This window comes from Azoarcus sp. KH32C, from assembly GCF_000349945.1.
Lineage (GTDB): Bacteria > Pseudomonadota > Gammaproteobacteria > Burkholderiales > Rhodocyclaceae > Aromatoleum.
Genome location: NC_020548.1, coordinates 143,056 through 164,911, shown reverse-complemented (window position 1 = coordinate 164,911; position 21,856 = coordinate 143,056). Strand labels below are relative to the sequence as shown.

The window sequence follows — 21,856 nt, the reverse complement described above, 5'->3', positions numbered from 1 at the left end:
TGGCCAGGGTGCGCATTTCACGGGATCCTGATCGATGCATGAGAAATGCGCAGCAGGGCTCGGGCGTTCATCAATAATCGGTGTAGCCCTTTTCTCCCGGCGTGTAGAAGGTAGAGAAATCGGGGGCCACCAGCTCCTGGCCTGACTTGAGCTTGGATACCAGATCCGGATTCGAGATAAACGGGCGACCGAAAGCCACCAGGTCGCCACGCTGCGCGTCGAGATCGGCAGCGGCTCGCGCCACGTCGTAGCCGCCAGAGAGTATGTATTGCCCTTTAAATGCGGCACGGATCTTGGCTTTCAATTCGGGACTGACCTTAGGCGCCCCCATGGCGCTGTGATCCACGACGTGGACGTAGAGCAGGCCGAGCGCATTCAATGCGTCGATCAAACGCAAGTACAAAGCATCCATATCTGCATCCGGCACCTGGGCGTTGAATACGCCATAAGGCGAGATTCGCATGCCGACGCGCTCGGCGCCAACGGCGGTGACGGTTGCCTTGGCGACTTCGACGGCGAAGCGGATGCGGTTTTCGACCTTGCCGCCCCAGTGGTCGTTGCGCTGGTTGGAGGCCGTATTGAGGAATTGGTCGATCAGATAGCCATTCGCAGCATGCAGCTCGACACCATCGAAACCGGCCTGCATGGCCAGTTTGGCCGAGGCCGCATATTCGGCGATGCTCTGTGCGATGTCCGTCTCGCTCATTGCGTTCGGCACGGGATGCGGCTGCATTCCGTCCACGTCAGTCCACATCTCGCCCGGAACGGCGACCGCCGAGGGCGCCAAAACGCTGGCGCCGGCCGGCATGTTCGCGGGATGGCTGACGCGCCCGGTATGCATCAGCTGCACGAAAATCCTGCCACCTGCCTGATGGACGCCATCGGTCACGCGTCGCCAGGCCTGCACCTGTTCCTCGTTGAACAGCCCGGGAATGCGCGCATAGCCAAGCCCGTTGGGGGAAGGCGAGGTTCCTTCGGTGATGATTAGTCCAGCATCCGCACGCAAGCGGTAATACTGCTCCATCAGGGGATTGGGCAGGTTCCCGATCGCGCGGCTACGCGTCAGCGGCGCCATGACGATGCGGTTCTTCAGCGACAAGCCGCCGAGTTGGGTGGGCGTGAATAGCGTGGTGCTCATAAAAGTTTTCCTTGGTGTCGAGTTCAGATCATGTCGTTGATGGGGAAAATTGGACGAAGGGCGCTTCGCCCTTCTTCGGTCAAAGTGCGAGGAGTCGTGGTGCGGGCTTGCCGGTTTGCATCGCCTGGAGCGCCAATGCCGAGGCAATATTGATAATGACGCCTTCGTTGCGCTCTTTGAAGGCGGGCAGTACGGCATGCGTCAAGCGGGTCAGGGCCGTGATGTTCAATGCGATCTGCGACAAGGAGTCTTTCATCGGCGTCTCGGCAATAGGGCTCAGCCTGGCAATGCCGGCGTTGTTGATCAATAGATGGATGGCCGGATTGCCCGCGAGAACAGCTTCGAGAGCGACGAGGTCGGCTTCTTTTTCAAGGTCGGCGACGAGCGTTTCAGCCTTGGTGCCGTAAGCCTGCTCTAGTTTCGCGGCGAGATTCTGCAGACGGTCTCCGCGCCTCGCGACGAGCAGGAGGTTGTAGCCGCGCCGAGCCAGGCGATCAGCGTAGACGGCATCCGATGCCGGAAGAAGCACCCGTGATAACAGCGATTCTTGTAGATGGGGTCATGGTTTTGTGTCCTAAAAGTTAACTACCTGTCTTGGCCGGTTTGCTTCCCGGCAATTTCATATTCAACACATCTTGATAACGACTTTTCCCTTGGCGTGCCCTTGGGCAAGGTAGGCAAGTGCATCCTTTGCCTGCTCGAACGGAAATACCTTGTCGATCACGGGCTGGATGCGCTCCGTCTCGAGGAGCTTGCTGATTTCGGTAAGTTGAGCGCCATCGGGGCGCGCAAAGAGAAATGAGTAGGTGATGTCCCGCTTTTTCGCCAGGCGCATGATCTTGCGGCTCATCAAGCCGAATACGAACGTCAGGACGAAGTTGAGCCGTCGAGCGCGAGCGAATGCTGCATCCAGCGGCCCGACCAGAGAAACGATCGTGCTCCCTGGCTTGAGGATGCCGAGGGATTTCTCAATCGCGTCACCCTTGACGGTGCCGAGCACCGCGTCGTACCCGTGCAGCACTTTTTCGAATTCCTGCTTCTTGTAGTCGACCACCTCGTCAGCGCCAAGGCTGCGCACCAGTTCGACATTGCCCGTGCTGGTGGTCGTGCCCACCTTGGCGCCCAGGTGCTTTGCCAGTTGGATCGCAAACGTGCCAATACCGCCGGAGCCAGCCGGGATGAATACCTTCTGGCCGGCGCGAAGATTCGCGCGCTCCTTGAGTGCTTGCCAGGAGGTGAGCCCGACCATCGGGATCGATGCCGCCTGCACGAAATCCAGATTGGCCGGTTTCAGCGCGGCAAGGCTCTCCGGTACTACTGCGAAGTCGGCGATAGCGCCCGTGCCCAGGTCGAAGATGTTGGCGAAGACGGCATCGCCAGGCTTGAAACGGGTCACGCGGCTGCCGACTTCCGTCACCACGCCGGCCAGATCGCTGCCCAACGTGGCTGGAAGCTGGAAATGCAGGACCGGTTTGAATATTCCCGTCAGGATCATGTTGTCGACCGGGTTCACGCTCGCAGCGTGGACTTGTACGAGCAATTCGTCGGCCTTCAGCGTGGGCCGGGGAACGTCGGCGAACCCGATCTCGGGTGACTTGCCATAGCGTTTGAAGGTAAGCGCTTTCATTGTTTGAGTTTTCATCTTTGGCCTTTCATTTTTTGTCGGATCAGATCAGTCGGCGAGGAAGTCCAGAACCGCCGGGACAAAGGCCCGGTGGTGCTGAAAGACGCCGCCGTGCCCGGAATCCGGATAGATCGTCAGCTGAGCATTCGGCAGACGGCGAGCCATGTCGGCCGAAAGGCTGCTGTCGACCATGAGGTCGCGGTCGCCGTTGGCGACGAAAACGGGTTGCGTAATGACCGAGAGGTCGTCGGGCGCGCTCAGTCCCGCTGTTTGGATGGCTTTCAGTTGGGCCCGCCGGGCCTGCAGGGAAATGGGTTTGTCGCGGTCCTTGGTGCGTTCCTTGAGCCGCGAGAAGTAATCTTTCGCGGCGCACTTGCCCTCCGGGGTGCGGGGGAAGAACAGGAAATTCCTCGGATCGCTCAGCGTGAGTGCCGCTTTGAGGTAAGCGATGACAGCAATTCTGTTGATCTCGTCGATACCGCCGCCGCCCCGAGGTCCCGTTCCGGCAAGGACCATCCGACGCACGAGCTCGGGGGCCTGCAATGCAATCATTTGCGCGACGCCACCGCCCAAGGAGAACCCGAGAAGGTCGACCTGCTTGAGTGCCAGGGCCCGAATGAAGGCAATGGCATCCCGCCCCATTTCCTCGATGGTGGGCGGTACCGATCCACCCGAGGCACCGACCCCACGATTGTCGAACGCGATCACCCGACGCTCTGCGGCGATGCCGTCGATAACCCGCGGGTCCCAGTCATCGAGTACGGCCATCAGGTGGTGCAGGAAGATCACCGGGACGCCGGAATCGGGACCGAGTTCCCGATAGGCGAAAGGCACGCCGCCAACATCAATCGTGCGGGTCGGAACATCTTTCCACTTCACATTACCCTTCTGCCGCGCCGCCGTGGCTTTGCCGATGCCTGAAGATGCCCCCGTCGCCAAGGTGATACTCATATCGTTCTTGCCCATGAATCAACTCTCCGTGCGGGGTGGATTGCCTGTCGTCAAGGTGTTACTATCAAATTGAAATGCACATTACTACCAATTTGAAAGTAAGTCACTATCAAACTAGTATGCACGAAGAAAATTGTTCCAATGACCCCTGTCCGATAGCGCGCAGCCTGGCTTTCGCTGGTGACGCGTGGAGCATCTTGATCCTGCGGGATGCCCATGCCGGCCTGACGCGCTTCGACCAATTCCGGAAAAGCCTGGGTATCGCCCCGACGATGCTGACCCGCCGGCTGGCGACGCTGACGGAGGAGGGTTTGTTGGAGAAACGGCGCTACTCGGAGCACCCGCCGCGGGAGGAATATTTACTGACCGCTGCCGGGCGCGATTTCCTGCCGGTGCTCTTCATGATTGGCGCCTGGGGGCGCCAATACCGGGGCGGCGGCAAGTTGGTTCAGTTTTTCGACGCTGAAACGGGAACGGAAATCAAAGCGGTGGCCGTGGATGAAGTCACCGGGGCAAAGATCGGGACTCGGCCCATGCGCATGGTCATGCCGGATGAGAGCTGACAGGTGATTTGACAGAGCAGATGGGCTGCCCTTGGAGCACCAAACCACACCACAATCAGCAATCTGCTACTTTGCCGCCGCCTGGCCGACAACCGCTACTCACCCAAACTCAACACCACTCACTACCTGCCAAACCAGACAGCGGTTATTTGACGGCATGGCCCGATCCTCAAGCAGTTCCAGCCCGGCTCCCTGCGCGAGGGCATGCACCTTTTCGAAATCCCGTATTCCTTGGTGTGGGGCTTTTTCCTTGAGCCAGCGGTCGAAACTGGCGTTGCTGTCGCTGGTGAATTGGCCGCCGTAGTTAAAGGGGCCGTAGATGGCCAGTTTGGCGTCGCGAGCCATGATGCCGGTCAGGCCCACGAACAGGGACTCGACGGCGGCCCAGGGTATGATGTGCAGGGTGTTGGCCGAGAAAATCGCATCGTAGCGCCGGACCGGCCAAGTTTCCTGCACATCGAGTCGCAGAGGGGGCGGGGTGTTAGGCAGGGCGGCTTCGTCCAGCCATGCAGTGATGCTGGGCAGATTTTCCGCGCGATCCGAAGTTTGCCAGGTCAGGTGCGGCAAGTGTTCGGCAAAGAAGATGGCGTGCTGGCCGGTGCCGCTGCCGATTTCCAGCACATGGTGACGATCGGCGAAGTGCTGGCGCAGCACGTCAAGAATCGGTTCCCGGTTCTTTTCGCAGGAAGGGGCGTTGGGCTTGTCCATGGCGGCCTCGACTCAGTCGGCTGCCATGATCGGCGAAGCTGGCGCAGCCTGCAAATCTAGCCTGGCGCAGGGCACTCGGCTCTGCTCACCTCTATGGCATGGGCTGCAGCAGTTGCTGCGCAAGCAAGTCTGCATGCGGAGTCAGTGCGGAGAAGTCGCGCGCGCAGAGGTAGAGCTGCCGTGTGGCCCAGGCTTCCGACAGCGGCAGGATGACCAGGTCGCGGCGCAGGGTCCTGGCCAGTGCGTCGGAGAGGATTGAAATGCCGATACCTGCTTCGACGTGCATCGCCACATGTTCGGTATTGCGCAGTTGGATGCGGTAGTCGAGCTGGCGCCCCAGGCGCGATGCGCGTTCCGCGAGATGCGTTTCGAGCGCCGTATCAGCCATGCCAACAATTGGCTCGTCGAGGATATCGCCAAAGGCCACGTTCGATTGCCGGGCCAGGCGATGAGCGCGGCTGGCGACCACGACGAGTCGGTCGCTGGCGATCAGGTGTGTCTGCAGCATGCCAAGATCCGTAATGTCCGCGACGACGCCCAAATCGGCACGCCTGTCCATCAGAGCCTGGACGATCTCCGCACTGGGCCGCTCTTCCAGGTCGATCGACAGGTCGCGATGAGCTGCCAGGAATCGGCAAAGCTGCGGGGGCAGGAACGCGACCATGGCGGCGGTGTTGGACAGCAACCTGACGCGGCCTTTCAGGCCTGTGGCGTAGGTCCGCAGTTCCCCGCGCATCTGTTCGACCTGGCCCAGGATCGAGCGGGCATGCCGTACCAGGGCCTCGCCTGCGGCAGTGGCACGCACACCACGACGGTTGCGTTCCAGCAGCGGCGCACCCAACGCGGCTTCCATGCCGGCAATGCGTTCACTGACCGACGCCAGCGCGAGGTGCACCATGCGGGCACCTTGTGTGAGGCTGCCGCATTCCACCACGGTCAGGAAAAGCCGCATATCGATTAGATCGAAGCGCATGGCCATGCTCTATTGCCTTCGGAATGTCCGAAGTTTAGCACCGGAATTGCCAGATTGTGGGACCGCGGTCGGGGGCCTAATATCGTCTCCATGAGCGCGATGATTCTGGTTTTTTCTGCAGGAATGGTCGCTGGCGGGATGAATGCGCTGGCAGGAGGGGGCTCATTCGTCAGTTTGCCGGCATTGATCGCCGCGGGCGTGCCTCCGGTACAGGCGAATACTTCGAGCACCGTCGCGCTGTTTCCGGGTGGGTTGGCCAGCGCTTGGGCATATCGCGACGGACTGCGACCGGTCGGCGCCGTGTCGCTGCGTGCGCTTCTGGCGACGACGCTGTGCGGCGGCTTGCTCGGGGCGCTGTTGTTGCTGCAGACGTCGTCCGCTGCGTTCACGTTCGTGCTGCCGTGGCTGTTGTTGGTCGCTTCCATCGCGCTTGCGTTCGGGCGACGCATCGGCGAGAGATTGCGCACACGTCGGCATATTCACCCGCACGCGGTGCTTGCGCTCCAGTTCGCGCTTGGCGTCTATGGCGGCTACTTTGGCGGCGCGGTCGGAATCATGATGATGGCGATGTGGGGACTGGTAGACAGCTGCGACCTGAAGCACCTTCAGGCGCCGCGTACGCTGCTGGTCAGTGCGGCCAATGTCGTGGCTGTACTCGCCTTCGTCGCGGCTGACGCAGTGCGCTGGCCTGAAACCCTGACCATGCTGGTGGGCGCAATCATCGGTGGATACGGCGGCGCACATATCGGGCGCCGCGCGCCAGCGGCCGTCATCCGTGCCATCACGCTGCTTGCCACCTCCTGCATCACGCTGGCCTTCTTCGTGAAAACCTATGCCCCGGCACTGCTGCACCCTTGATCCCATGTGAGAAAACCATGCTCGATGCCTTGTTGGAAACGATAGCAATACTGGGTATTTTGACCAGTCTTTGGGCGAAATTCGGGAACTCGTCAGCGCGCGACGCCACTGGTCGGGATCGTCTACACGGGACCGCCTCGACGTTTCCCCTCATCAGCAGTGGCCGTCCCAGTTCAGGGGTTGATGCAAAGACGACATGAGTGCGTCTCTAAAATGGCGGTATTGCCGGGGAGCAATTCTCTAACCATCCCGTATGCAGCGAGTGATTTAGTTTCCAAGCCGTCGTTCCGGACTATGCGTTCAGGCGACGACCCGATGGCCGCTTGCGGGGCGTCGGTTCTACCTGCGAATGTCCGGTCTGGAAATGCTCGAGCAGCAACTGCTGCTGCCGCGTAGGAACACCGTGCCGTTCGGCCTCAGGCCATGGCGCTTGTGGCTTCCTGCAGCAGCGTCTCCCCGATTGCGCCGAGCCGCGGTCGACCGGTTGCGGTGGCGGTGATGCGCGTCTCGAAGAAGAGATCGCTGTCGACATCGAGATTCACGTTGTTGTCCCGTCGTTTCACTGTGGTCTCCACGACGGCCGCGCCGGCCTCGAGCGCGAGCGCCTCGGCCTCGGCGACCGCGAGCCGTTCGGCCTGGGCGATCGCCGCGCCGAGCTCGGGGAAGTCCTGCGGCCCGTCCTTCGCGTAGACGCGGAAGGTTCCGCGCGCGGGCTGGGTGATGCTGAGGTGGACGCGCTGCGTCACCTTGCCCATGACCGCGCCCACGGCGTTCGCCACTTCGGCGTGTTTGGGCAGATGCAGGCCGATGCCAAGGCGCCGCGCGACCTCGGGGTAGTAACTCGCCGCCGGAGCACCGACGGCCACCACCGGCAGTTCCGGAGCGAAGCGCAGCGCGAACAGCGAGTTTGGCGTCTCGGTGTCGCCGGCGCCGAGGATCATCTCTGCGAGTAGGCGCGCGAGCTTGCGCGAGCGATCCTCGTCGAGTCGTCCCGCGTCGTGCAGGCCGGCCTCGATCAGCCTCTGGCCGATGCTCTCCGTGACGTGCTGGACCACCTCGCGGCTCGGTGTGATGGCATCGCCGTCCGCCCAGCCGCCGTGGCCATAAACCCATCGCATCTGACGCGCCCAGATCCTGGCCGCCAGGGTGGCCGCCGCGCTGTTCCAGTGCCCGGTAAGCCCCAGTACGTGGGCGGCGTCCGAGGGCGTGAAGCCGCTGTAGATCGCCAGTCCCTTACGCTCCAGCCGCGCCAGGGCGCGGGCCAGAGGACGGTCCTCCTGGGTGGCCCGGTCGAGCTCGATCGGCCCCGCAGCCAGCGCGTCCCAGGCACGGCGTTCGTCGGCCGGGAGTTGGCTGAGCAGGGGCGCGTCGGGCTGCAGGCGCAGGACGAACTTGTTGTGGCGCGGATTCGGACTCTCGCGGAGTTGCCATTCGAGCCGCGGCAGGACCTGCGGGTGCTGATCGGCGAGTAGGCTCATCGGCACCACGCGGCGAGGGCCGATCACCATGCCCGCGCCGCCGTTGAAGCGCACTTCGCTGTCGCCGCCGAGCCCGATGGAATACACCCGCACCGCCTCCACCATCGGCTGCCAGTCGCCGATGAGCGCCCCGTCGAAGCTGAGGTCCGGCTGGCCGTTGCGAACCACGGCGATGTCGGTGGTGGTGCCGCCCATGTCGGCGACGATGGCGTCGCTAAGTCCGCTCAGCGCGCAGGCCCCCATGACGCTCGCCGCCGGTCCCGACAGCACGGTCCCGACCGGCCGCTGCAGGGCGCTCTCGGCATTGATCAGGGAACCGTCGCCCTTGACGATCATCAACGGCGCGGCGATTCCGCGCTCGGCGAGGATGTGCCGCACCGAGTCGATGAGGTGCTCCACGTGGGGGATCATGCGGGCGTTGAGCGCGACGGTCATCGCCCGGCGCGGGGCGCCCAGGCTGGAGGCGAGCTCGTGACCACAGGTCACGGGCTTGCCGGTCACGGCCCGCACCATGTCGCGCAGCTTGAGTTCGTGGGTCGGGTTGCGTACGCCGAACAGGGCGGATACGGCAAACGCCGACACCTTGTCGCGGTTGGCGAGGATGGCCTGCCGCGCCGCCGCCTCATCCAGGGGCTCGCGCTCCAGGCCGCCGGCGTCGTGCCCGCCGGCGAGGAGGACCACCGAATCGGGACCGAGCAGTTCGCGCAAGCCGCTGGCGCTCACCTGCTGCTCGTTGTAACCGGCCAGCAGCACGCACACCGCGGCCCCCTTGCCCTCGACGACGGCATTGGTGGTGAGGGTGGTGGATAGCGAGACCAGGCGCACCGCCCGCAGCCGCTCGGCCGGGAGCTGTCCCAGCGCGGCGCCGATGCCGACGGTGAGGTCATGGCGGGTGGTCAGGCTCTTGGCCGCCGCCACCACCTGGTGGGTTTCATCCACCAGCACCGCATCGGTGTAGGTGCCCCCTGTGTCGATACCCAGGAAATACGACATACCCTCTCCTCACTTGCGCCGAAGTCCACGGTCAAGAGGGCAGGGTAGTCATTGCAGGGCCGGCTGCTTGCCTTGAAGCGACCTGCTTTTAACCTAAAGCCGAGGGGGCGTTTTCGAATCGCTACGCGACCGCCACCGTCCGGCTCCATTCGAGCAGGCGCGCGACAAACGCACTGCGCTGCGACTCGGTGAGCGGACGCAGGCCCATTCCTTCCTGAAACCACAGCCCGTCCACCGCCAGGCGGATGACCTGTGCTGCGACCGGATCAGCGCCGTCTGACGCAATCCGGGTTGCCCACTTCGAAAGTGCTTCCTGGAACGGCGCGAGCAAGGACGGGTTGTTGGCTGCGCTGGCGATGATCGCTGCCCAGGCAAGCGACTCCTCGTGCGTCTCCGTGCCGGGTTCGGCGAAGGTGGCCATGATGTAGCCGCGCAGCCACGCCCCCGGCTCACTGTCCTCCGCGCAGTGGCGCTCGGCCGCTGATTCGAACACCTCGATGGCGTAGGACAGCATCCCCTTGATCAACGCTTCCTTCGTGGGGAAGTGGTAAAGCAATCCGCCCTTGCTCACGCCCGCGGTTTCCGCCACCTCGGTCAGGATCATCCGCGCCACCCCTTTGGTACGCACCACCGATCCGGCGGCCTTGATGATCCGCGTGCGAGTGTTTTCCGCGTCTTCTGATGCCAAAACGAGACCTCAAGTCACTGAAATTGGCAAGACTATATACCGGCTGGACGGTGTTGACACTAAACCGTCCAGACGGTACAGTAAGGCCATCCGATATGACGACAGTGAATCCGAATCACCATCCGGAACCGAAACCATGATGACGCCTGCACCTATCCAGCAAAGCTACAGCGGCGGCCGGTATCTGCCGAACGCCTCCGGCGAAACGTTCGACGACATCAATCCCGCTACCGGCGCACTGCTGTGCCGCGTCGAGCAGGCCGGCGCGCCCGAGGTCGAGCACGCGGTGCAGAGCGCCGCCGAAGGCTTCGCCCAGTGGTCCGAAATGACCGGCGCCGAACGCGGCCGCATTCTCAATCGGGCCGCTCAGCTCCTGCGCGCGCGCAACCGCGAGCTCGCCGAGCTCGAAGTGCTCGACACCGGCAAACCGATGCAGGAAGCCGAGGCCGTGGATATCCTCTCCGGCGCGGACTGCATCGAATACTACGCGGGGCTGGCCGCCTCCCTGCATGGCGAGCACCACCAGCTCAAGGGCGCGTTCGCCTACACCCGCCGCGAACCGCTCGGCATCTGCGTCGGTATCGGCGCGTGGAACTACCCGATCCAGATCGCCTGCTGGAAGTCCGCTCCGGCGCTCGCGTGCGGCAATGCGATGATCTTCAAGCCGGCGGAACTCACCCCGCTGACTGCCGCGAAGCTTGCCGAGATCTACACCGAAGCAGGGGTGCCTCCGGGGGTGTTCAATGTCCTGCAGGGCGATGCGCGCACCGGGCAATTGCTGGTGCGCCACCCCTCCGTGGCCAAGGTCTCGCTCACCGGCGAGATCGGCACTGGAAAGCGGGTCATGGCGGATGCCGCCGCGACGCTCAAGCACGTGACGATGGAACTCGGCGGCAAGTCGCCGCTGATCGTGTTTGCCGACGCGGATCTGCGCAATGCGGTGTCGGCGGCGATGATGGCCAACTTCTACACCCAGGGCGAAATCTGTTCCAACGGGACACGGGTTTTCGTGCATGAGGCGACCTACGACGCCTTCGTCGAGCAACTTGCCGAACGGACGCGCGCGATGAAGATCGGCGACCCTCTCGATCCCCAAACCCAGGTCGGCGCGCTCATTTCGGAAGCCCACATGAACCGCGTGCTCCAGTACATCGAAAGCGGGAAGCGCAGCGCACGGCTGGTAGCCGGTGGCGGACGGGCCCGCGTCGATGGCCTCCCGGGGGGCTTCTTCGTGCAGCCCACGATATTCGCCGACTGCATGGATGACTGCGAAATCGTCCGCGAGGAAATCTTCGGGCCGGTCATGTCGGTGCTGAAATTCTCCGACGAAGAGGACGTGATCCGCCGCGCCAATGCCACTCCATTCGGGCTCGCCGGCGGCGTCTTCACGCGCGACCTTGCGCGCGCCCACCGCGTCGTCGCGCAACTCCAGGCGGGGATCTGCTGGATCAACAACTACAACATCACCCCCGTGGAAATTCCATTTGGCGGGGTCAAGCAGTCGGGGATTGGCCGCGAAAACGGATTGGCGGCCCTTGAGCACTACACGCAACTCAAAAGCGTTTACGTGGAAATGGGCGACGTCGCCTGCCCGTACTGAGCGAGCACGGACAAGGAATCGAACATGCCAATGGCAAACGAATTCGACTACATCATCATTGGCGCCGGCTCCGCCGGCAACGTGCTTGCCGCCCGTCTGACCGAGGATGCCGACGTCAGCGTGCTGCTGCTTGAGGCCGGTGGCCCTGACTACCGCCTGGACTTCCGCACGCAAATGCCGGCGGCGCTCGCCTACCCGCTGCAGGGCCGCCGCTACAACTGGGCCTACGAGACCGATCCCGAGCCGCACATGAACAACCGGCGCATGGAGTGCGGGCGCGGCAAGGGTCTGGGCGGCTCCTCGCTCATCAACGGCATGTGCTACATCCGCGGCAACGCGCTGGACTTCGACAACTGGGCCAAGGCCAAGGGGCTCGAGAAGTGGAGCTACCGCGACTGCCTGCCGTACTTTCGCAAGGCCGAGTCGCGCGACATCGGCGCCAACGACTATCACGGTGCCAACGGCCCGGTCTGCGTCGCCACGCCGAAGCAGGGTAACAACCCGCTGTTCCATGCGATGGTCGAGGCCGGCGTGCAGGCAGGGTTCCCGCGGACCAGCGACCTCAACGGTTACCAGCAGGAGGGCTTCGGGCCGATGGACCGCACGGTGACCCCGGCGGGGCGGCGCTCGAGCACCGCACGCGGCTACCTCGACCAGGCGCGCGACAGGCCAAACCTCACCATCGTGACCCACGCGCTCACCGACCGGATTCTCTTCAACGGCAAGCGCGCCATTGGCGTCGCCTATCTGAAGGGCGCCGACACGCACCCGACCACGGTGCACGCGCGCCGCGAGGTGCTGCTATGCGCCGGCGCCATCGCCTCGCCGCAGATCCTGCAACGCTCTGGGGTCGGCCCCGCGCCGCTCTTGCGCAGCCTCGATATCGAAGTGGTCCACGACCTGCCGGGCGTTGGCGCCAACCTGCAGGACCACCTCGAGATGTACCTGCAATACGCCTGCAAACAGCCGGTGTCGCTGTATCCCGCGCTCAAGCCGTGGAACCAGCCTGCGATCGGCGCGCAATGGCTGTTCGGGGGCACAGGGACTGGCGCGAGCAACCAGTTCGAAGCCGGCGGCTTCATCCGAAGCCGGTCGGAGTTCCAGTGGCCCAACATCCAGTTCCACTTCCTGCCGGTCGCGATCAATTACAACGGCAGCAATGCGGTGAAGGAGCATGGCTTCCAGGCCCATGTCGGCTCGATGCGCTCGCCGAGCCGGGGGCGCATCCATGTGAAGTCGAAGGATCCGCGCCAACACCCGAGCATCCTGTTCAACTACATGAGCAGCGAGCAGGACTGGCAGGAGTTCCGTGACGCGATCCGCATCACCCGCGAGATCATGAACCAGCCGGCGCTCGATCCGTATCGCGGCCGCGAGCTGAGTCCGGGCATCGACCTGAAGAGCGATGCCGCGCTCGACGCCTTCGTGCGTGAGCGGGCGGAGACCGCCTTTCATCCCTCCTGCTCTTGCAAGATGGGCGAGGACGACATGGCGGTGGTTGACGGACAGGGACGCGTCCATGGTCTGCAGGGACTGCGCGTCGTCGATGCATCCATCATGCCGATGATCATCACCGGCAATCTCAACGCCACCACCATCATGATCGGCGAGAAGATCGCCGACCGCATCCGCGGCCGCAAACCTTTGCCGCGCAGCAAGGCGGGGTACTTCACGGCCGGCGGTTCCCCGGTGCGGGGGCGGCCGGTACGCGCATAGAGCCCATCCGTTTTTTTTAACTTAAGTGATATACCGTCCGGACGGTGTTGACCATGAACCGTCCAGCCGGTACAGTCGTTCTCACAGCACCATAGGTCGAAGATGCTTTGCTCACGGAGGAAACAATGCGGAGATTGATCAGGCAGGTTTTGGTTGGAGGGATGGCGGTGTTTGGCGCAGCGTCCGCAGCACAGGCGCAGACGTCGGCGGCGCTGCCTACCGGTGACGTATATGCAATCAGGAATGCCATCGACGCTTGGCTCACCTCGTGCTCGGAGCGCAACCTCGATCGCTGCATGTCGATGTATTCGGACGATGTGGTCGGCGTTTTCCAGGGCGCGCCCGACTACGACTACGACACGCTGAAGGCGGGATTGGCGCTGTCCTATGAGAAGGACGGCATCGACGACGTATGGAGCAACGAGCTGGAGGAAATCTCGGGATCCGGCGACATGGCAGTCGTGCGCTCCAACCGGACACTGACGCAGACGCCGAAGGGGGGTGGCCGGACGGCGACGCTCAAGCTGCGCACGACCGAGATCTTGCGCCGCGGCGACGATGGCGCATGGACCATCGCGCGCTTCGTGATGTATCCGAACTGATGACGCCGCATACAGCTTTCACAATCGAGGGGACCCCTGTGAGCACCATTCAACCGCCGCGTTTGCTTCCGATCGTCTTTGCCGCCCTGGCGGCTGCCGGCACGGCCTCCGCCGCCGACGGCCCCGCCACACAACCGTTTCCGCCAGTCGAAGCCGCTACGGGCGACGCGCTGACGGCCAATGTGACCCTCGCATCCCAATATGTGTCTCGCGGGTTCCAGCAGACATGGGGCCGGCCGGCGCTGCAGGGCGGCTTCGACTACTCGCATCCGAGCGGCTTCTTTGCCGGCACCTGGATGTCCACGGTCAGTCCGAAATGGATCCAGGATGGCTTCATGGAATGGGACCTCTATGCGGGCTATGGTGGAACTGTAGGTGACGTCTCCTACAAGGCGCAGCTCTACTATTACCTCTACCCTGGCGCCAAGCTGCAGCCCCCGTTCGCCCTGAAGGACACGAAATACGATTACGGCGAGGTGCTCATCGGTGCGACTTGGAAGTGGTTTACCCTCAATTATTGGTATACCTACACAAAGGACTACTTCGGCTACAACAGCGACACCCTTTTCATCGGCAACGACCGGCACAGCCGGGGCTCAGGCTACGTGGACGCCAATTTCAACTATGACTTCGGCGGCGGCTACGGTCTGCTTCTGCATTACGGGCGTGAGCAGGTGAAGAACTTCTCGAGCTTCGACTTCGAGGACTACAAGATCTCCTTGACGAAGACCTTCGACAAGGGCTGGAGCGCGAGCCTGAATTTCACCGGCATGCCGAAGGTGAACGATTACTACAAGCACAAGAACACCTTGTCCGTGTCAGGCGACGGGTCGTTCTCGAGCCCGGGCGACCGCCAGGTCTACGTGACCATCGGCCGGACGTTTTGAAGGCTCATGAACAACTGGGCGCTGCTCACGATTGCGATCCTGCTCGAGGTGGCGGCAACCACTTCGATGAAGCTCTCTGCAGGATTCACCCGCCTCGGACCGTCGATGCTGATGTTTGCGCTCTACGCCATGTCGTTCGCGTGTCTGAGCAAGGCGTTGCGAACGATCGAGGTCGGGATCGCTTATGCCATCTGGGCGGGCGCGGGCACCGCCATGATCGCTGCGATCGGGATCGTGTTGTTTGATGAAGGATTGACGCCACAGAAAGGTCTTGGTGTCGCGCTCATTATCGGCGGGGTCGTCGCCCTGCGGCTTGAGGGCGGCGCTCATTGAAGGGTATTTTGAGGAGACAAGAAATGATAACTACGAAGACTTTCAAGAACGTCTGCATGCTGGGTACCGCTGCTCTGTTTGCCACCGCGTCCGGAGTCACCGCGGCCGCGGATCCGGCGTCGTGTCGCATGGTGCGGTTCGCGGACGTAGGCTGGACGGATATCGCTGCGACGACGGCCGTTGCGACGACCGTGCTGGAGGGGCTCGGCTACAAGCCGACCAACACGATCGCTTCGGTCCCGATCACCTTCTCCGGGATCAAGAAGAAGAACATCGACGTCTTCCTCGGCTATTGGAATCCCAGCATGACGCCAATGATCGAACCCTTCCTGAAAGATGGATCGATCAAGGTGCTTGAACCGGGCAACCTGACCGGCGCGAAATACACCCTTGCCGTTCCCGCCTACCTGGCCGAAGCCGGTCTCAAGGATTTCTCGGACATCGCCAAATTCCGCAACGAGCTCGGAGGCAAGATCTATGGCATCGAGCCTGGCAACGACGGCAACGCGCTGATCCAGAAGATGATCGAAAAGAACGAGATGGGCTTGGGCGGATTCAAACTCGTCGAGTCCTCGGAAGCCGGCATGCTGGTCGAAGTGCAACGGGCCGTCCGCCAGAAAGCGCCGATCGTGTTCCTGGGCTGGGAGCCGCATCCGATGAACGAAAAGTTCAAGCTCGCCTATCTGACCGGCGGGGATAAGTATTTCGGCCCGAATCTTGGGGGCGCCACGATCTATACGGCGATGTGGCCGGGCTATGCGGACAAGTGCCCGAATGCCGCGAAACTGGTGTCGCAGCTCAAGTTTTCGCTGCCGATGGAAAACCAGATCATGGGGCTCATCCTCGACAGGGTGGATCCGGTCGCGGCCGCCAAGGATTGGCTACGCAAGAATCCGAACGTGCTGGACAGTTGGCTGACGGGGGTGACCACGTTCGAAGGAGGCGATGGGTTGCCCGCGGTGAAGAGCCACCTCGGGGTTCTGTAAGGCCGATCGACCTGCGGCTAACCTAAAGCCGGCGCGCGCCCCCGTCAGTGAATTGACGGGGGCGCGCTCATTTTTGTTTCCGATGAGGGGCGGGGAGGGCGCCTGGGTTTCGGGCGCACGTCCGCGGCGCTCCCCGCTCCGTGAGGCGGAGCGGGGAGCCGATGGCCCCTTAGATGTTGGAGTCGGGGAACGATGCTTTGCGGCGGTCGATGTAGTCGCGAATCGACTCGTCGATGGCCGGATCGAGCGCCGGCGCTTCGTACTCGGCCAGCAGCTTCTTCCAGCGGGTGTTGGCGCGCTGTGCGAGGTCTTGGCGGCCCTCGACTTCCCACTGCTCGAAGCTGTTGTTGTCGGCGATCGGCGAGCGGTAGAACGCGGTCTCGAAATTCGCCTGCGTGTGGGCGCAGCCGAGGAAGTGCTTGCCGGGGCCCACTTCGCGGATGGCGTCCATCGCCTGGCCGTTTTCGGAAAGATCCACGCCGGCGAGCAGGGTGTGCATCATGCCCGCCTGGTCGACGTCCATGATGAACTTCTCGTAGCCCATCGACAGCCCTCCTTCCAGCCAGCCGGCCGTGTGCAGCACGAAGTTGACGCCGGCGAGGCTCGTCGGCAGCAGCGTGTTGGCGGCTTCGAATGCGGCTTGCGCATCGGCAATCTTGGAGCCGCACAGCCCACCGCCGGAGCGGAAGGGCACACCGAGCCGGCGCGCGAGCGCGGCCATCACGTACAGCACCAGCGCGGGTTCCGGGGTGCCGAAAGTGGGCGCGCCCGACTGCATCGAGATCGACGAGGCGAAGCTGCCGAGCACGACCGGTGCGCCCGGGTTGACGAGCTGGATGAAGGCCATCCCCGCCATCGACTCGGCGAGCGTCTGCGCGGCGGTGCCGGCGACCGTGACCGGCGACATCGCGCCCGACAGGATGAAGGGCGTGACGATGCAGGCCTGGTTGGCGCGCGCGTAGACCTTGGCCGCGCCCAGCATCGTGGCGTCGAAGGTCATCGGCGAGTTGGCGTTGATGAGGCTGATCAGCGCGGTTTTCGGGCGGCCGGTCGTGGGGTCCGTGAAATCGTCGCCGAACAGGCGCTTGACGATCTCGATGCTGTCTTCGGCGCGCTCGGGCGCGGTGACCGAGCCCATGAACGGTTTGTCGCTGTACTTCACATGGCTATAGACCATGTCGAAGTGGCGCTTGTTGACCGGCAGGTCGACCGGCTCGCAGATCGTGCCGCCCGAATGGTGCAGCGAGGGCGCGAGATAGGCGAGCTTCACGAAGTTGCGGAAGTCCTCGATCGTCGCGTAACGGCGCCCGTCGTCGAGGTTGCGGATGAAGGGTGAGCCGTAGGCCGGCACGAAGACCGTATTCTTGCCGCCGATGACGACATTGCGCTCGGGATTGCGCGCATGCTGAATGAATTCGCGCGGGGCGTTGGCCTGGATGATTTTCCGGCACATGCCGCTGGGCATACGCACGCGCTCGCCGGTGACTTCGGCGCCGGCGGCCTTCCAGATTTCGAGCGCCTCGGGGTCGTCGCGGAACTCGATGCCGATTTCCTCGAGGATGATGTCGGCGTTGCGCTCGATCGTCGCCAGCCCTTCCTCGTCCACAACCTCGAAGTAGGGAATCTTGCGCGTGATGTACGGGACCGATGCGACCGCGCGCCCGGAGCGTGCAGCACGTTTGGCTTCGCGCCCGCCGGCGCGTCGGGAGCGCGGCGCTGCCGCTACTTGGTCGTCCATGATATCTCCTGAGGATAGGGAATGCGGGAGCGCGCACGGCCACGATCGGGCCGCCCGCTGCCGGCAATGCCAATTATCGTCAAGGGGTCTTGCCGGGCCCGCCACGGGGGCGACGCCCCTTTGCACGGCGGCGACATGGTGCATATAGGTCGCTCGGCGTTGGGCAAATCCGCGTTTGTCGAATGGTCGCATTCAGGTATGCGCTAGTCGTCCGCGGCCGCTTGTCCGTTTCTGCTTGGCCCTACCATGCGCTTCGCGAAGTGCCGCACGGGGCGCCACACACGGAGATGAGACAAAGATGGTCGCGAAGATAATCGATGGACACGCGGTCGCACGCCAGGTGCGCGAGGAGTGTCGGGAGCGCGTCGCAGCGCTGCAGGCGCGCGGCATCCAGCCCGGCCTGGCGGTGATCATTGTGGGCGACAACCCCGCGTCGCAGGTCTATGTTGCCAACAAGGTCAAGGCCTGTACCGAGGTCGGCCTCAAGTCGACGGTGCATCGCTTCGCCGCCGACACGCCGGATCGCGAGGTCGAAGCGCTGATCCGCAGCCTGAATGCGGACCCCGAGGTCCACGGCATCCTCGTCCAGCTGCCGCTGCCGCCGCAGTTCAACGTCCGTCGCGTGCTGGAGACGATCTCGCAGGAGAAGGACGTCGATGGATTCCATCTCTATAACGTCGGCGGCCTCGTCCTCGGCAACACAATCTTTCCACCCTGCACGCCGTACGGCGTCCAGAAGATGCTCGAATACGAGGACATCCCCGTCGAAGGCCAGAACGTCGTCGTGGTCGGCGCGAGCAACATCGTCGGCAAGCCGATGGCGCTGATGCTGATGCAGAAGGATGCGACGGTCTGCATCTGCCACGCGAAGACGCGCGACTTGGCGCAGCTGACGATCCTCGCCGACATCCTCGTGGTGGCGGCTGGCCGGCCGAACCTGATCCTGCCGCAGATGGTGAAGACCGGCGCGGTGGTGATCGACGTCGGCATCAACCGCCTGCCCGATGGGCGGCTCGTCGGCGACGTCGACTTCGAAGGCGTGCGGCAGAAAGCTTCCTACATCACACCCGTGCCGGGCGGAGTCGGCCCGATGACGGTGACGATGCTGGTCCACAACACCGTGCAGTCAGCCGAGCGGCTGGTGCCGGCGGAACAGCTGGCCGAGGCCTGATGTTCCCAGAGTCTCCTCGACCGGCGCGCTCCCTCTCCCGTTTCTCCCTCGAGCGTCGGTCGCTTTTGCCTATCCGGTCGGGTCGGCCGGATAGGCCTTTTCTTTTATTGGGCGTTCGCCCGCAGGAGCCGATGGTCATTGCGGCTCGGTGAATATCGCTGATTACTGGATGATGTGTATGGAACGCGAATCGATGGAATTCGATGTCCTGATCGTCGGTGGCGGTCCGGCAGGACTCGCTGCGGCGATCCGGCTGAAGCAACTCGCCGCCGACGCCGGGCGTGAACTCTCGGTGTGCCTGATCGAGAAAGCCGCCGAGATCGGCGCGCATATTCTCTCGGGCGCGGTGATGGACCCGCGCGCCCTCACCGAACTCCTCCCCGACTGGAAGGAGAGGGGGGCGCCGCTCGATACGCCGGTTTCGGAAGACCGCGTGATCTTCCTCAACGAGACCGGCGGGCGCCGCATCCCCAATAAGCTGCTGCCCGACTGTTTCCTCAACCACGGCAACTACATCGTGCGTCTGGGCAACGTCGTGAAGTGGCTGGGCGAGCAGGCTGAAGCGCTGGGTGTCGAGGTCTATGCCGGCTTCGCCGGTGCCGAGATTCTGTATGACGAGAACGGCGCCGTGAAGGGTGTCGCGACCGGCGATATGGGCGTCACGCGCGACGGCGAGCAGGGCCCCGCCTATCAGCCGGGGATGGAGCTGCACGCGAAATACACGCTCTTCGCGGAAGGCTGTCGCGGCCACCTCGGCAAGCAACTGGAGGCGAAGTTCAACCTCAGAAACGGCATCGATCCGCAGACCTACGGCATCGGCATCAAGGAGCTGTGGGAAGTGCCGGCCGAGCGCCACCAGAAGGGGCTCGTCGTGCACACCGCCGGCTGGCCGCTGCCTTCGGACACCTACGGCGGCGGCTTCGCCTATCACCTCGACGGCAATCTAGTTGCGGTGGGTTACGTGGTGGGCCTCAACTACACGAACCCGCATCTCTCGCCTTTCGAGGAATTCCAGCGCTACAAGACGCACCCCGAGATCCGCCAATTTCTCGAAGGCGGCAAGCGTCTGGCGTACGGCGCACGGGCGATCGCCGCGGGCGGCCTGCAGAGTCAGCCAAAGCTCGTATTCCCGGGCGGTGCGCTGATCGGTGACGACGCAGGTTTCTTGAACGCCGCGCGTATCAAGGGCAGTCACGCCGCGATCAAGAGCGGTGCGCTCGCCGCCGAAGCGGTTTTCGAAGCGCTCGGCCAGGAACGCGCTCGCGACGAACTCGCCGCCTTCCCGGAAGCCTTCCGTTCGAGCTGGCTCTTCGACGAACTGCACAAGACCCGCAACTTCAAGCCGTACATGAAGAAGGGCCTGTGGATGGGCTCATTCCTCTTCGGCTTCGACCAGAAGGTCCTCAAAGGCAAGGCGCCCTGGACGCTGCGCAACTCGTCCGACCACGACAAGCTCAAGCTCGCCTCCGAATGCCCGAAGATCGACTATCCGAAGCCGGACGGCGTGCTGACTTTCGACCGTCTGTCATCGGTGTTCCTGTCGAACACCAACCACGAGGAAGACCAGCCCTGCCATCTGCGGCTCAAGGACCCCTCAGTGCCGATCGCGGTGAACCTCGCCAAGTACGACGCCCCCGAGCAGCGCTACTGCCCGGCCGGCGTGTACGAGATCGTGCGCGAGGAGGCCGGGCCGCGCCTGCAGATCAACGCGCAGAACTGCGTGCACTGCAAGACGTGCGACATCAAGGATCCGACCCAGAACATCAACTGGACGGTGCCGCAGTCTGGAGAGGGGCCGCTCTATCCGGGCATGTAGCGCGAACACGTCGCGCACGGGGCGCGACATGTTCGCGCTCCCGGCGCTGAGCCAGAAAGGCCTCGTTCAAAACGGCATGATCAGCCGGAACCAGGCCTTGTCCCCCTGGAAGCGGTTTTCGGCGCCGCTTTCATGCTGCCATTGGCCGATCAGCATCGTGCCGCTCTGGGTTGTGTAGCTCACGCTCGGGCCGATCGCGAACACTTGGCCCTTGCGTCCCGACGACCACGGCCCGAGCGACGACGAAAGCGTGTCGCCGTCGAGCTTGTCGTCCGTCGTCTGCTTCACGTAGTAGCCCGAGAGGCCCACGCCCCACGGCCCGAAGCGCTTGCCGACGAGGTAGTCCATGTGAAATTCGTCGCCGGACTCGTACTCCATCTTCGGTGCGCCCGGTGCGGGGCGGAAGTCGCTGTTCTTCGCCTTGATGTTGTACATGAGCTTGGCCGAGACCTCCCAGCCGGCCTCATTGAGCCAGGTCGCCGCGAATACCGGTTCGACGCTCCAGTAGTTCGCGCCGATGCTCTTCCTGGGATCGCCGGACTTGTACTCGCCGGTCGGCGCGTAGATGTCGAGGGCCGCGGCCCAGTGCCAATTGCCGGCATGCCAGGAAATGACCAGCGGCGAGAACACGATGTCGCCCAATCCGCTGACCGTCTTGCTGTCGCCCAGGGTGACCTTCTGGTGCACGAGCGGCACGATCGCGTGCATCGCCCAGTTGCCGCCGAGGATCTGCGTGTTCGTGACCTTGACGTAGCGCAGCGCGTCGAACCACGCGGTGACGCCGGTGTGGTCGACCTTGTGACCGTCGCCGTCGCGCAGGTTGTCGGCGTTGTAGTAGCCGAAGTAGTTCAGGAAGTAGTCTCCCGGCGGGGGCAAGGCGCCCGCGAACCAGTTCTCGCCGCCGTGCGGATATTGGTCGGCACCTTCCTTCGCCGACGCGCTGCCCGCTATCGCTCCCGTCAGGGCCACCGCCACGCAGATCTGCTTGAGTGTCATGCTTCCTCCTCCTTGGTTTCTTGTATGTGATGCTGTT

Annotated in this window: 19 protein-coding genes and 1 pseudogene; 10 read left to right on the top strand and 10 right to left on the bottom strand. The window is 63.5% G+C overall.

Annotated elements, in window-relative coordinates; genetic code table 11:
- Positions 1–70 precede the first annotated feature (70 nt).
- The 4 genes and pseudogenes from AZKH_RS23625 to AZKH_RS23610 form a co-directional block, all read right to left on the bottom strand.
- Positions 71–1,138 (bottom strand): alkene reductase, encoded by a 1,068-nt coding sequence (locus AZKH_RS23625; protein WP_015451818.1) that lies wholly within the window; start codon positions 1,136–1,138, stop codon positions 71–73.
- A gap of 118 nt (positions 1,139–1,256) precedes the next feature.
- A pseudogene (locus tag AZKH_RS23620) lies at positions 1,257–1,701 on the bottom strand (SDR family NAD(P)-dependent oxidoreductase); the annotation flags it as partial.
- Positions 1,702–1,763: 62 nt separating this feature from the next.
- Positions 1,764–2,765, bottom strand: coding sequence for an NADP-dependent oxidoreductase (locus AZKH_RS23615; RefSeq protein ID WP_015451816.1), 1,002 nt, complete (start codon positions 2,763–2,765; stop codon positions 1,764–1,766).
- 45 nt (positions 2,766–2,810) lie between these two features.
- Positions 2,811–3,728: an alpha/beta fold hydrolase gene (locus AZKH_RS23610; protein ID WP_015451815.1), complete on the bottom strand. Its 918-nt coding sequence runs from the start codon at positions 3,726–3,728 to the stop codon at positions 2,811–2,813.
- Positions 3,729–3,832: 104 nt separating this feature from the next.
- Here AZKH_RS23610 and AZKH_RS23605 point away from each other — a divergent pair, with 104 nt between their 5' ends.
- Positions 3,833–4,276 carry a helix-turn-helix domain-containing protein gene (locus tag AZKH_RS23605; protein WP_041657889.1) on the top strand — a complete coding sequence of 148 codons (444 nt, stop codon included), beginning with the start codon at positions 3,833–3,835 and terminating at the stop codon, positions 4,274–4,276.
- Between the two features lie 99 nt (positions 4,277–4,375).
- Here the strand turns inward: AZKH_RS23605 and AZKH_RS23600 are convergent, their stop codons facing one another.
- Positions 4,376–4,984, bottom strand: coding sequence for a DUF938 domain-containing protein (locus AZKH_RS23600; protein WP_015451813.1), 609 nt, complete (start codon positions 4,982–4,984; stop codon positions 4,376–4,378).
- Positions 4,985–5,075: 91 nt separating this feature from the next.
- Complete coding sequence (locus AZKH_RS23595; RefSeq protein WP_041658028.1) at positions 5,076–5,957, bottom strand: LysR substrate-binding domain-containing protein; 882 nt, start codon at positions 5,955–5,957, stop codon at positions 5,076–5,078.
- A 90-nt stretch (positions 5,958–6,047) separates the two neighbouring features.
- Between AZKH_RS23595 and AZKH_RS23590 the strand changes: the two genes are divergently transcribed.
- On the top strand, positions 6,048–6,815 hold the full coding sequence (locus tag AZKH_RS23590; RefSeq protein ID WP_041657887.1) for a sulfite exporter TauE/SafE family protein: 768 nt from the start codon (positions 6,048–6,050) through the stop codon (positions 6,813–6,815).
- A gap of 416 nt (positions 6,816–7,231) precedes the next feature.
- Here the strand turns inward: AZKH_RS23590 and AZKH_RS23585 are convergent, their stop codons facing one another.
- Together AZKH_RS23585 and AZKH_RS23580 are read right to left on the bottom strand one after the other, a co-directional pair.
- Positions 7,232–9,286, bottom strand: coding sequence for a hydantoinase/oxoprolinase N-terminal domain-containing protein (locus AZKH_RS23585; protein ID WP_015451810.1), 2,055 nt, complete (start codon positions 9,284–9,286; stop codon positions 7,232–7,234).
- A gap of 121 nt (positions 9,287–9,407) precedes the next feature.
- The gene (locus AZKH_RS23580) at positions 9,408–9,890 is read right to left on the bottom strand and encodes a TetR family transcriptional regulator (RefSeq protein WP_231874589.1); all 483 of its coding nucleotides are present in this window, start codon (positions 9,888–9,890) and stop codon (positions 9,408–9,410) included.
- 220 nt (positions 9,891–10,110) lie between these two features.
- On the opposite strand from AZKH_RS23580, the gene betB reads away from it, so the two are divergent.
- From betB to AZKH_RS23550, 6 genes are all read left to right on the top strand, one after another.
- Positions 10,111–11,574 carry a betaine-aldehyde dehydrogenase gene (gene betB, locus AZKH_RS23575; RefSeq protein ID WP_015451808.1) on the top strand — a complete coding sequence of 488 codons (1,464 nt, stop codon included), beginning with the start codon at positions 10,111–10,113 and terminating at the stop codon, positions 11,572–11,574.
- Between the two features lie 30 nt (positions 11,575–11,604).
- Positions 11,605–13,290 (top strand): choline dehydrogenase, encoded by a 1,686-nt coding sequence (betA, locus tag AZKH_RS23570; protein ID WP_041657885.1) that lies wholly within the window; start codon positions 11,605–11,607, stop codon positions 13,288–13,290.
- 161 nt (positions 13,291–13,451) lie between these two features.
- A complete protein-coding gene (locus AZKH_RS23565; protein WP_015451806.1) occupies positions 13,452–13,892 on the top strand; it encodes a DUF4440 domain-containing protein in 441 nt (146 codons plus the stop codon).
- 38 nt (positions 13,893–13,930) lie between these two features.
- Entirely contained in the window at positions 13,931–14,779 is an 849-nt protein-coding gene (locus AZKH_RS23560; RefSeq protein ID WP_015451805.1) for a TorF family putative porin, read from the top strand.
- A gap of 6 nt (positions 14,780–14,785) precedes the next feature.
- Entirely contained in the window at positions 14,786–15,112 is a 327-nt protein-coding gene (locus AZKH_RS23555; RefSeq protein WP_015451804.1) for a multidrug efflux SMR transporter, read from the top strand.
- Positions 15,113–15,135: 23 nt separating this feature from the next.
- The gene (locus AZKH_RS23550) at positions 15,136–16,098 is read left to right on the top strand and encodes a choline ABC transporter substrate-binding protein (protein WP_369795124.1); all 963 of its coding nucleotides are present in this window, start codon (positions 15,136–15,138) and stop codon (positions 16,096–16,098) included.
- Between the two features lie 169 nt (positions 16,099–16,267).
- Here AZKH_RS23550 and AZKH_RS23545 read toward each other — a convergent pair whose 3' ends face one another.
- Positions 16,268–17,836, bottom strand: a complete 1,569-nt coding sequence (locus tag AZKH_RS23545; RefSeq protein ID WP_015451802.1) for a trimethylamine methyltransferase family protein — start codon at positions 17,834–17,836, stop codon at positions 16,268–16,270.
- A 298-nt stretch (positions 17,837–18,134) separates the two neighbouring features.
- Here AZKH_RS23545 and folD point away from each other — a divergent pair, with 298 nt between their 5' ends.
- Together folD and AZKH_RS23535 are read left to right on the top strand one after the other, a co-directional pair.
- Positions 18,135–19,007 carry a bifunctional methylenetetrahydrofolate dehydrogenase/methenyltetrahydrofolate cyclohydrolase FolD gene (gene folD / locus AZKH_RS23540; RefSeq protein ID WP_015451801.1) on the top strand — a complete coding sequence of 291 codons (873 nt, stop codon included), beginning with the start codon at positions 18,135–18,137 and terminating at the stop codon, positions 19,005–19,007.
- A gap of 178 nt (positions 19,008–19,185) precedes the next feature.
- Positions 19,186–20,823, top strand: coding sequence for an electron transfer flavoprotein-ubiquinone oxidoreductase (locus AZKH_RS23535; protein ID WP_015451800.1), 1,638 nt, complete (start codon positions 19,186–19,188; stop codon positions 20,821–20,823).
- Between the two features lie 66 nt (positions 20,824–20,889).
- Here AZKH_RS23535 and AZKH_RS23530 read toward each other — a convergent pair whose 3' ends face one another.
- On the bottom strand, positions 20,890–21,819 hold the full coding sequence (locus AZKH_RS23530) for a transporter (protein WP_015451799.1): 930 nt from the start codon (positions 21,817–21,819) through the stop codon (positions 20,890–20,892).
- Positions 21,820–21,856 lie beyond the last annotated feature (37 nt).

Bases quoted from the DNA above. Each gene is read 5' to 3' on its own strand.
- AZKH_RS23625 (WP_015451818.1), bottom strand. From the start codon at position 1,138: ATGAGCACCACGCTATTCACGCCCACCCAACTCGGCGGCTTGTCGCTG.
- AZKH_RS23615 (WP_015451816.1), bottom strand. From the start codon at position 2,765: ATGAAAGCGCTTACCTTCAAACGCTATGGCAAGTCACCCGAGATCGGG.
- AZKH_RS23610 (WP_015451815.1), bottom strand. From the start codon at position 3,728: ATGGGCAAGAACGATATGAGTATCACCTTGGCGACGGGGGCATCTTCA.
- AZKH_RS23605 (WP_041657889.1), top strand. From the start codon at position 3,833: ATGCACGAAGAAAATTGTTCCAATGACCCCTGTCCGATAGCGCGCAGC.
- AZKH_RS23600 (WP_015451813.1), bottom strand. From the start codon at position 4,984: ATGGACAAGCCCAACGCCCCTTCCTGCGAAAAGAACCGGGAACCGATT.
- AZKH_RS23595 (WP_041658028.1), bottom strand. From the start codon at position 5,957: ATGCGCTTCGATCTAATCGATATGCGGCTTTTCCTGACCGTGGTGGAA.
- AZKH_RS23590 (WP_041657887.1), top strand. From the start codon at position 6,048: ATGAGCGCGATGATTCTGGTTTTTTCTGCAGGAATGGTCGCTGGCGGG.
- AZKH_RS23585 (WP_015451810.1), bottom strand. From the start codon at position 9,286: ATGTCGTATTTCCTGGGTATCGACACAGGGGGCACCTACACCGATGCG.
- AZKH_RS23580 (WP_231874589.1), bottom strand. From the start codon at position 9,890: ATGATCCTGACCGAGGTGGCGGAAACCGCGGGCGTGAGCAAGGGCGGA.
- betB (WP_015451808.1), top strand. From the start codon at position 10,111: ATGATGACGCCTGCACCTATCCAGCAAAGCTACAGCGGCGGCCGGTAT.
- betA (WP_041657885.1), top strand. From the start codon at position 11,605: ATGGCAAACGAATTCGACTACATCATCATTGGCGCCGGCTCCGCCGGC.
- AZKH_RS23565 (WP_015451806.1), top strand. From the start codon at position 13,452: ATGGCGGTGTTTGGCGCAGCGTCCGCAGCACAGGCGCAGACGTCGGCG.
- AZKH_RS23555 (WP_015451804.1), top strand. From the start codon at position 14,786: ATGAACAACTGGGCGCTGCTCACGATTGCGATCCTGCTCGAGGTGGCG.
- AZKH_RS23550 (WP_369795124.1), top strand. From the start codon at position 15,136: ATGATAACTACGAAGACTTTCAAGAACGTCTGCATGCTGGGTACCGCT.
- AZKH_RS23545 (WP_015451802.1), bottom strand. From the start codon at position 17,836: ATGGACGACCAAGTAGCGGCAGCGCCGCGCTCCCGACGCGCCGGCGGG.
- folD (WP_015451801.1), top strand. From the start codon at position 18,135: ATGGTCGCGAAGATAATCGATGGACACGCGGTCGCACGCCAGGTGCGC.
- AZKH_RS23535 (WP_015451800.1), top strand. From the start codon at position 19,186: ATGGAACGCGAATCGATGGAATTCGATGTCCTGATCGTCGGTGGCGGT.
- AZKH_RS23530 (WP_015451799.1), bottom strand. From the start codon at position 21,819: ATGACACTCAAGCAGATCTGCGTGGCGGTGGCCCTGACGGGAGCGATA.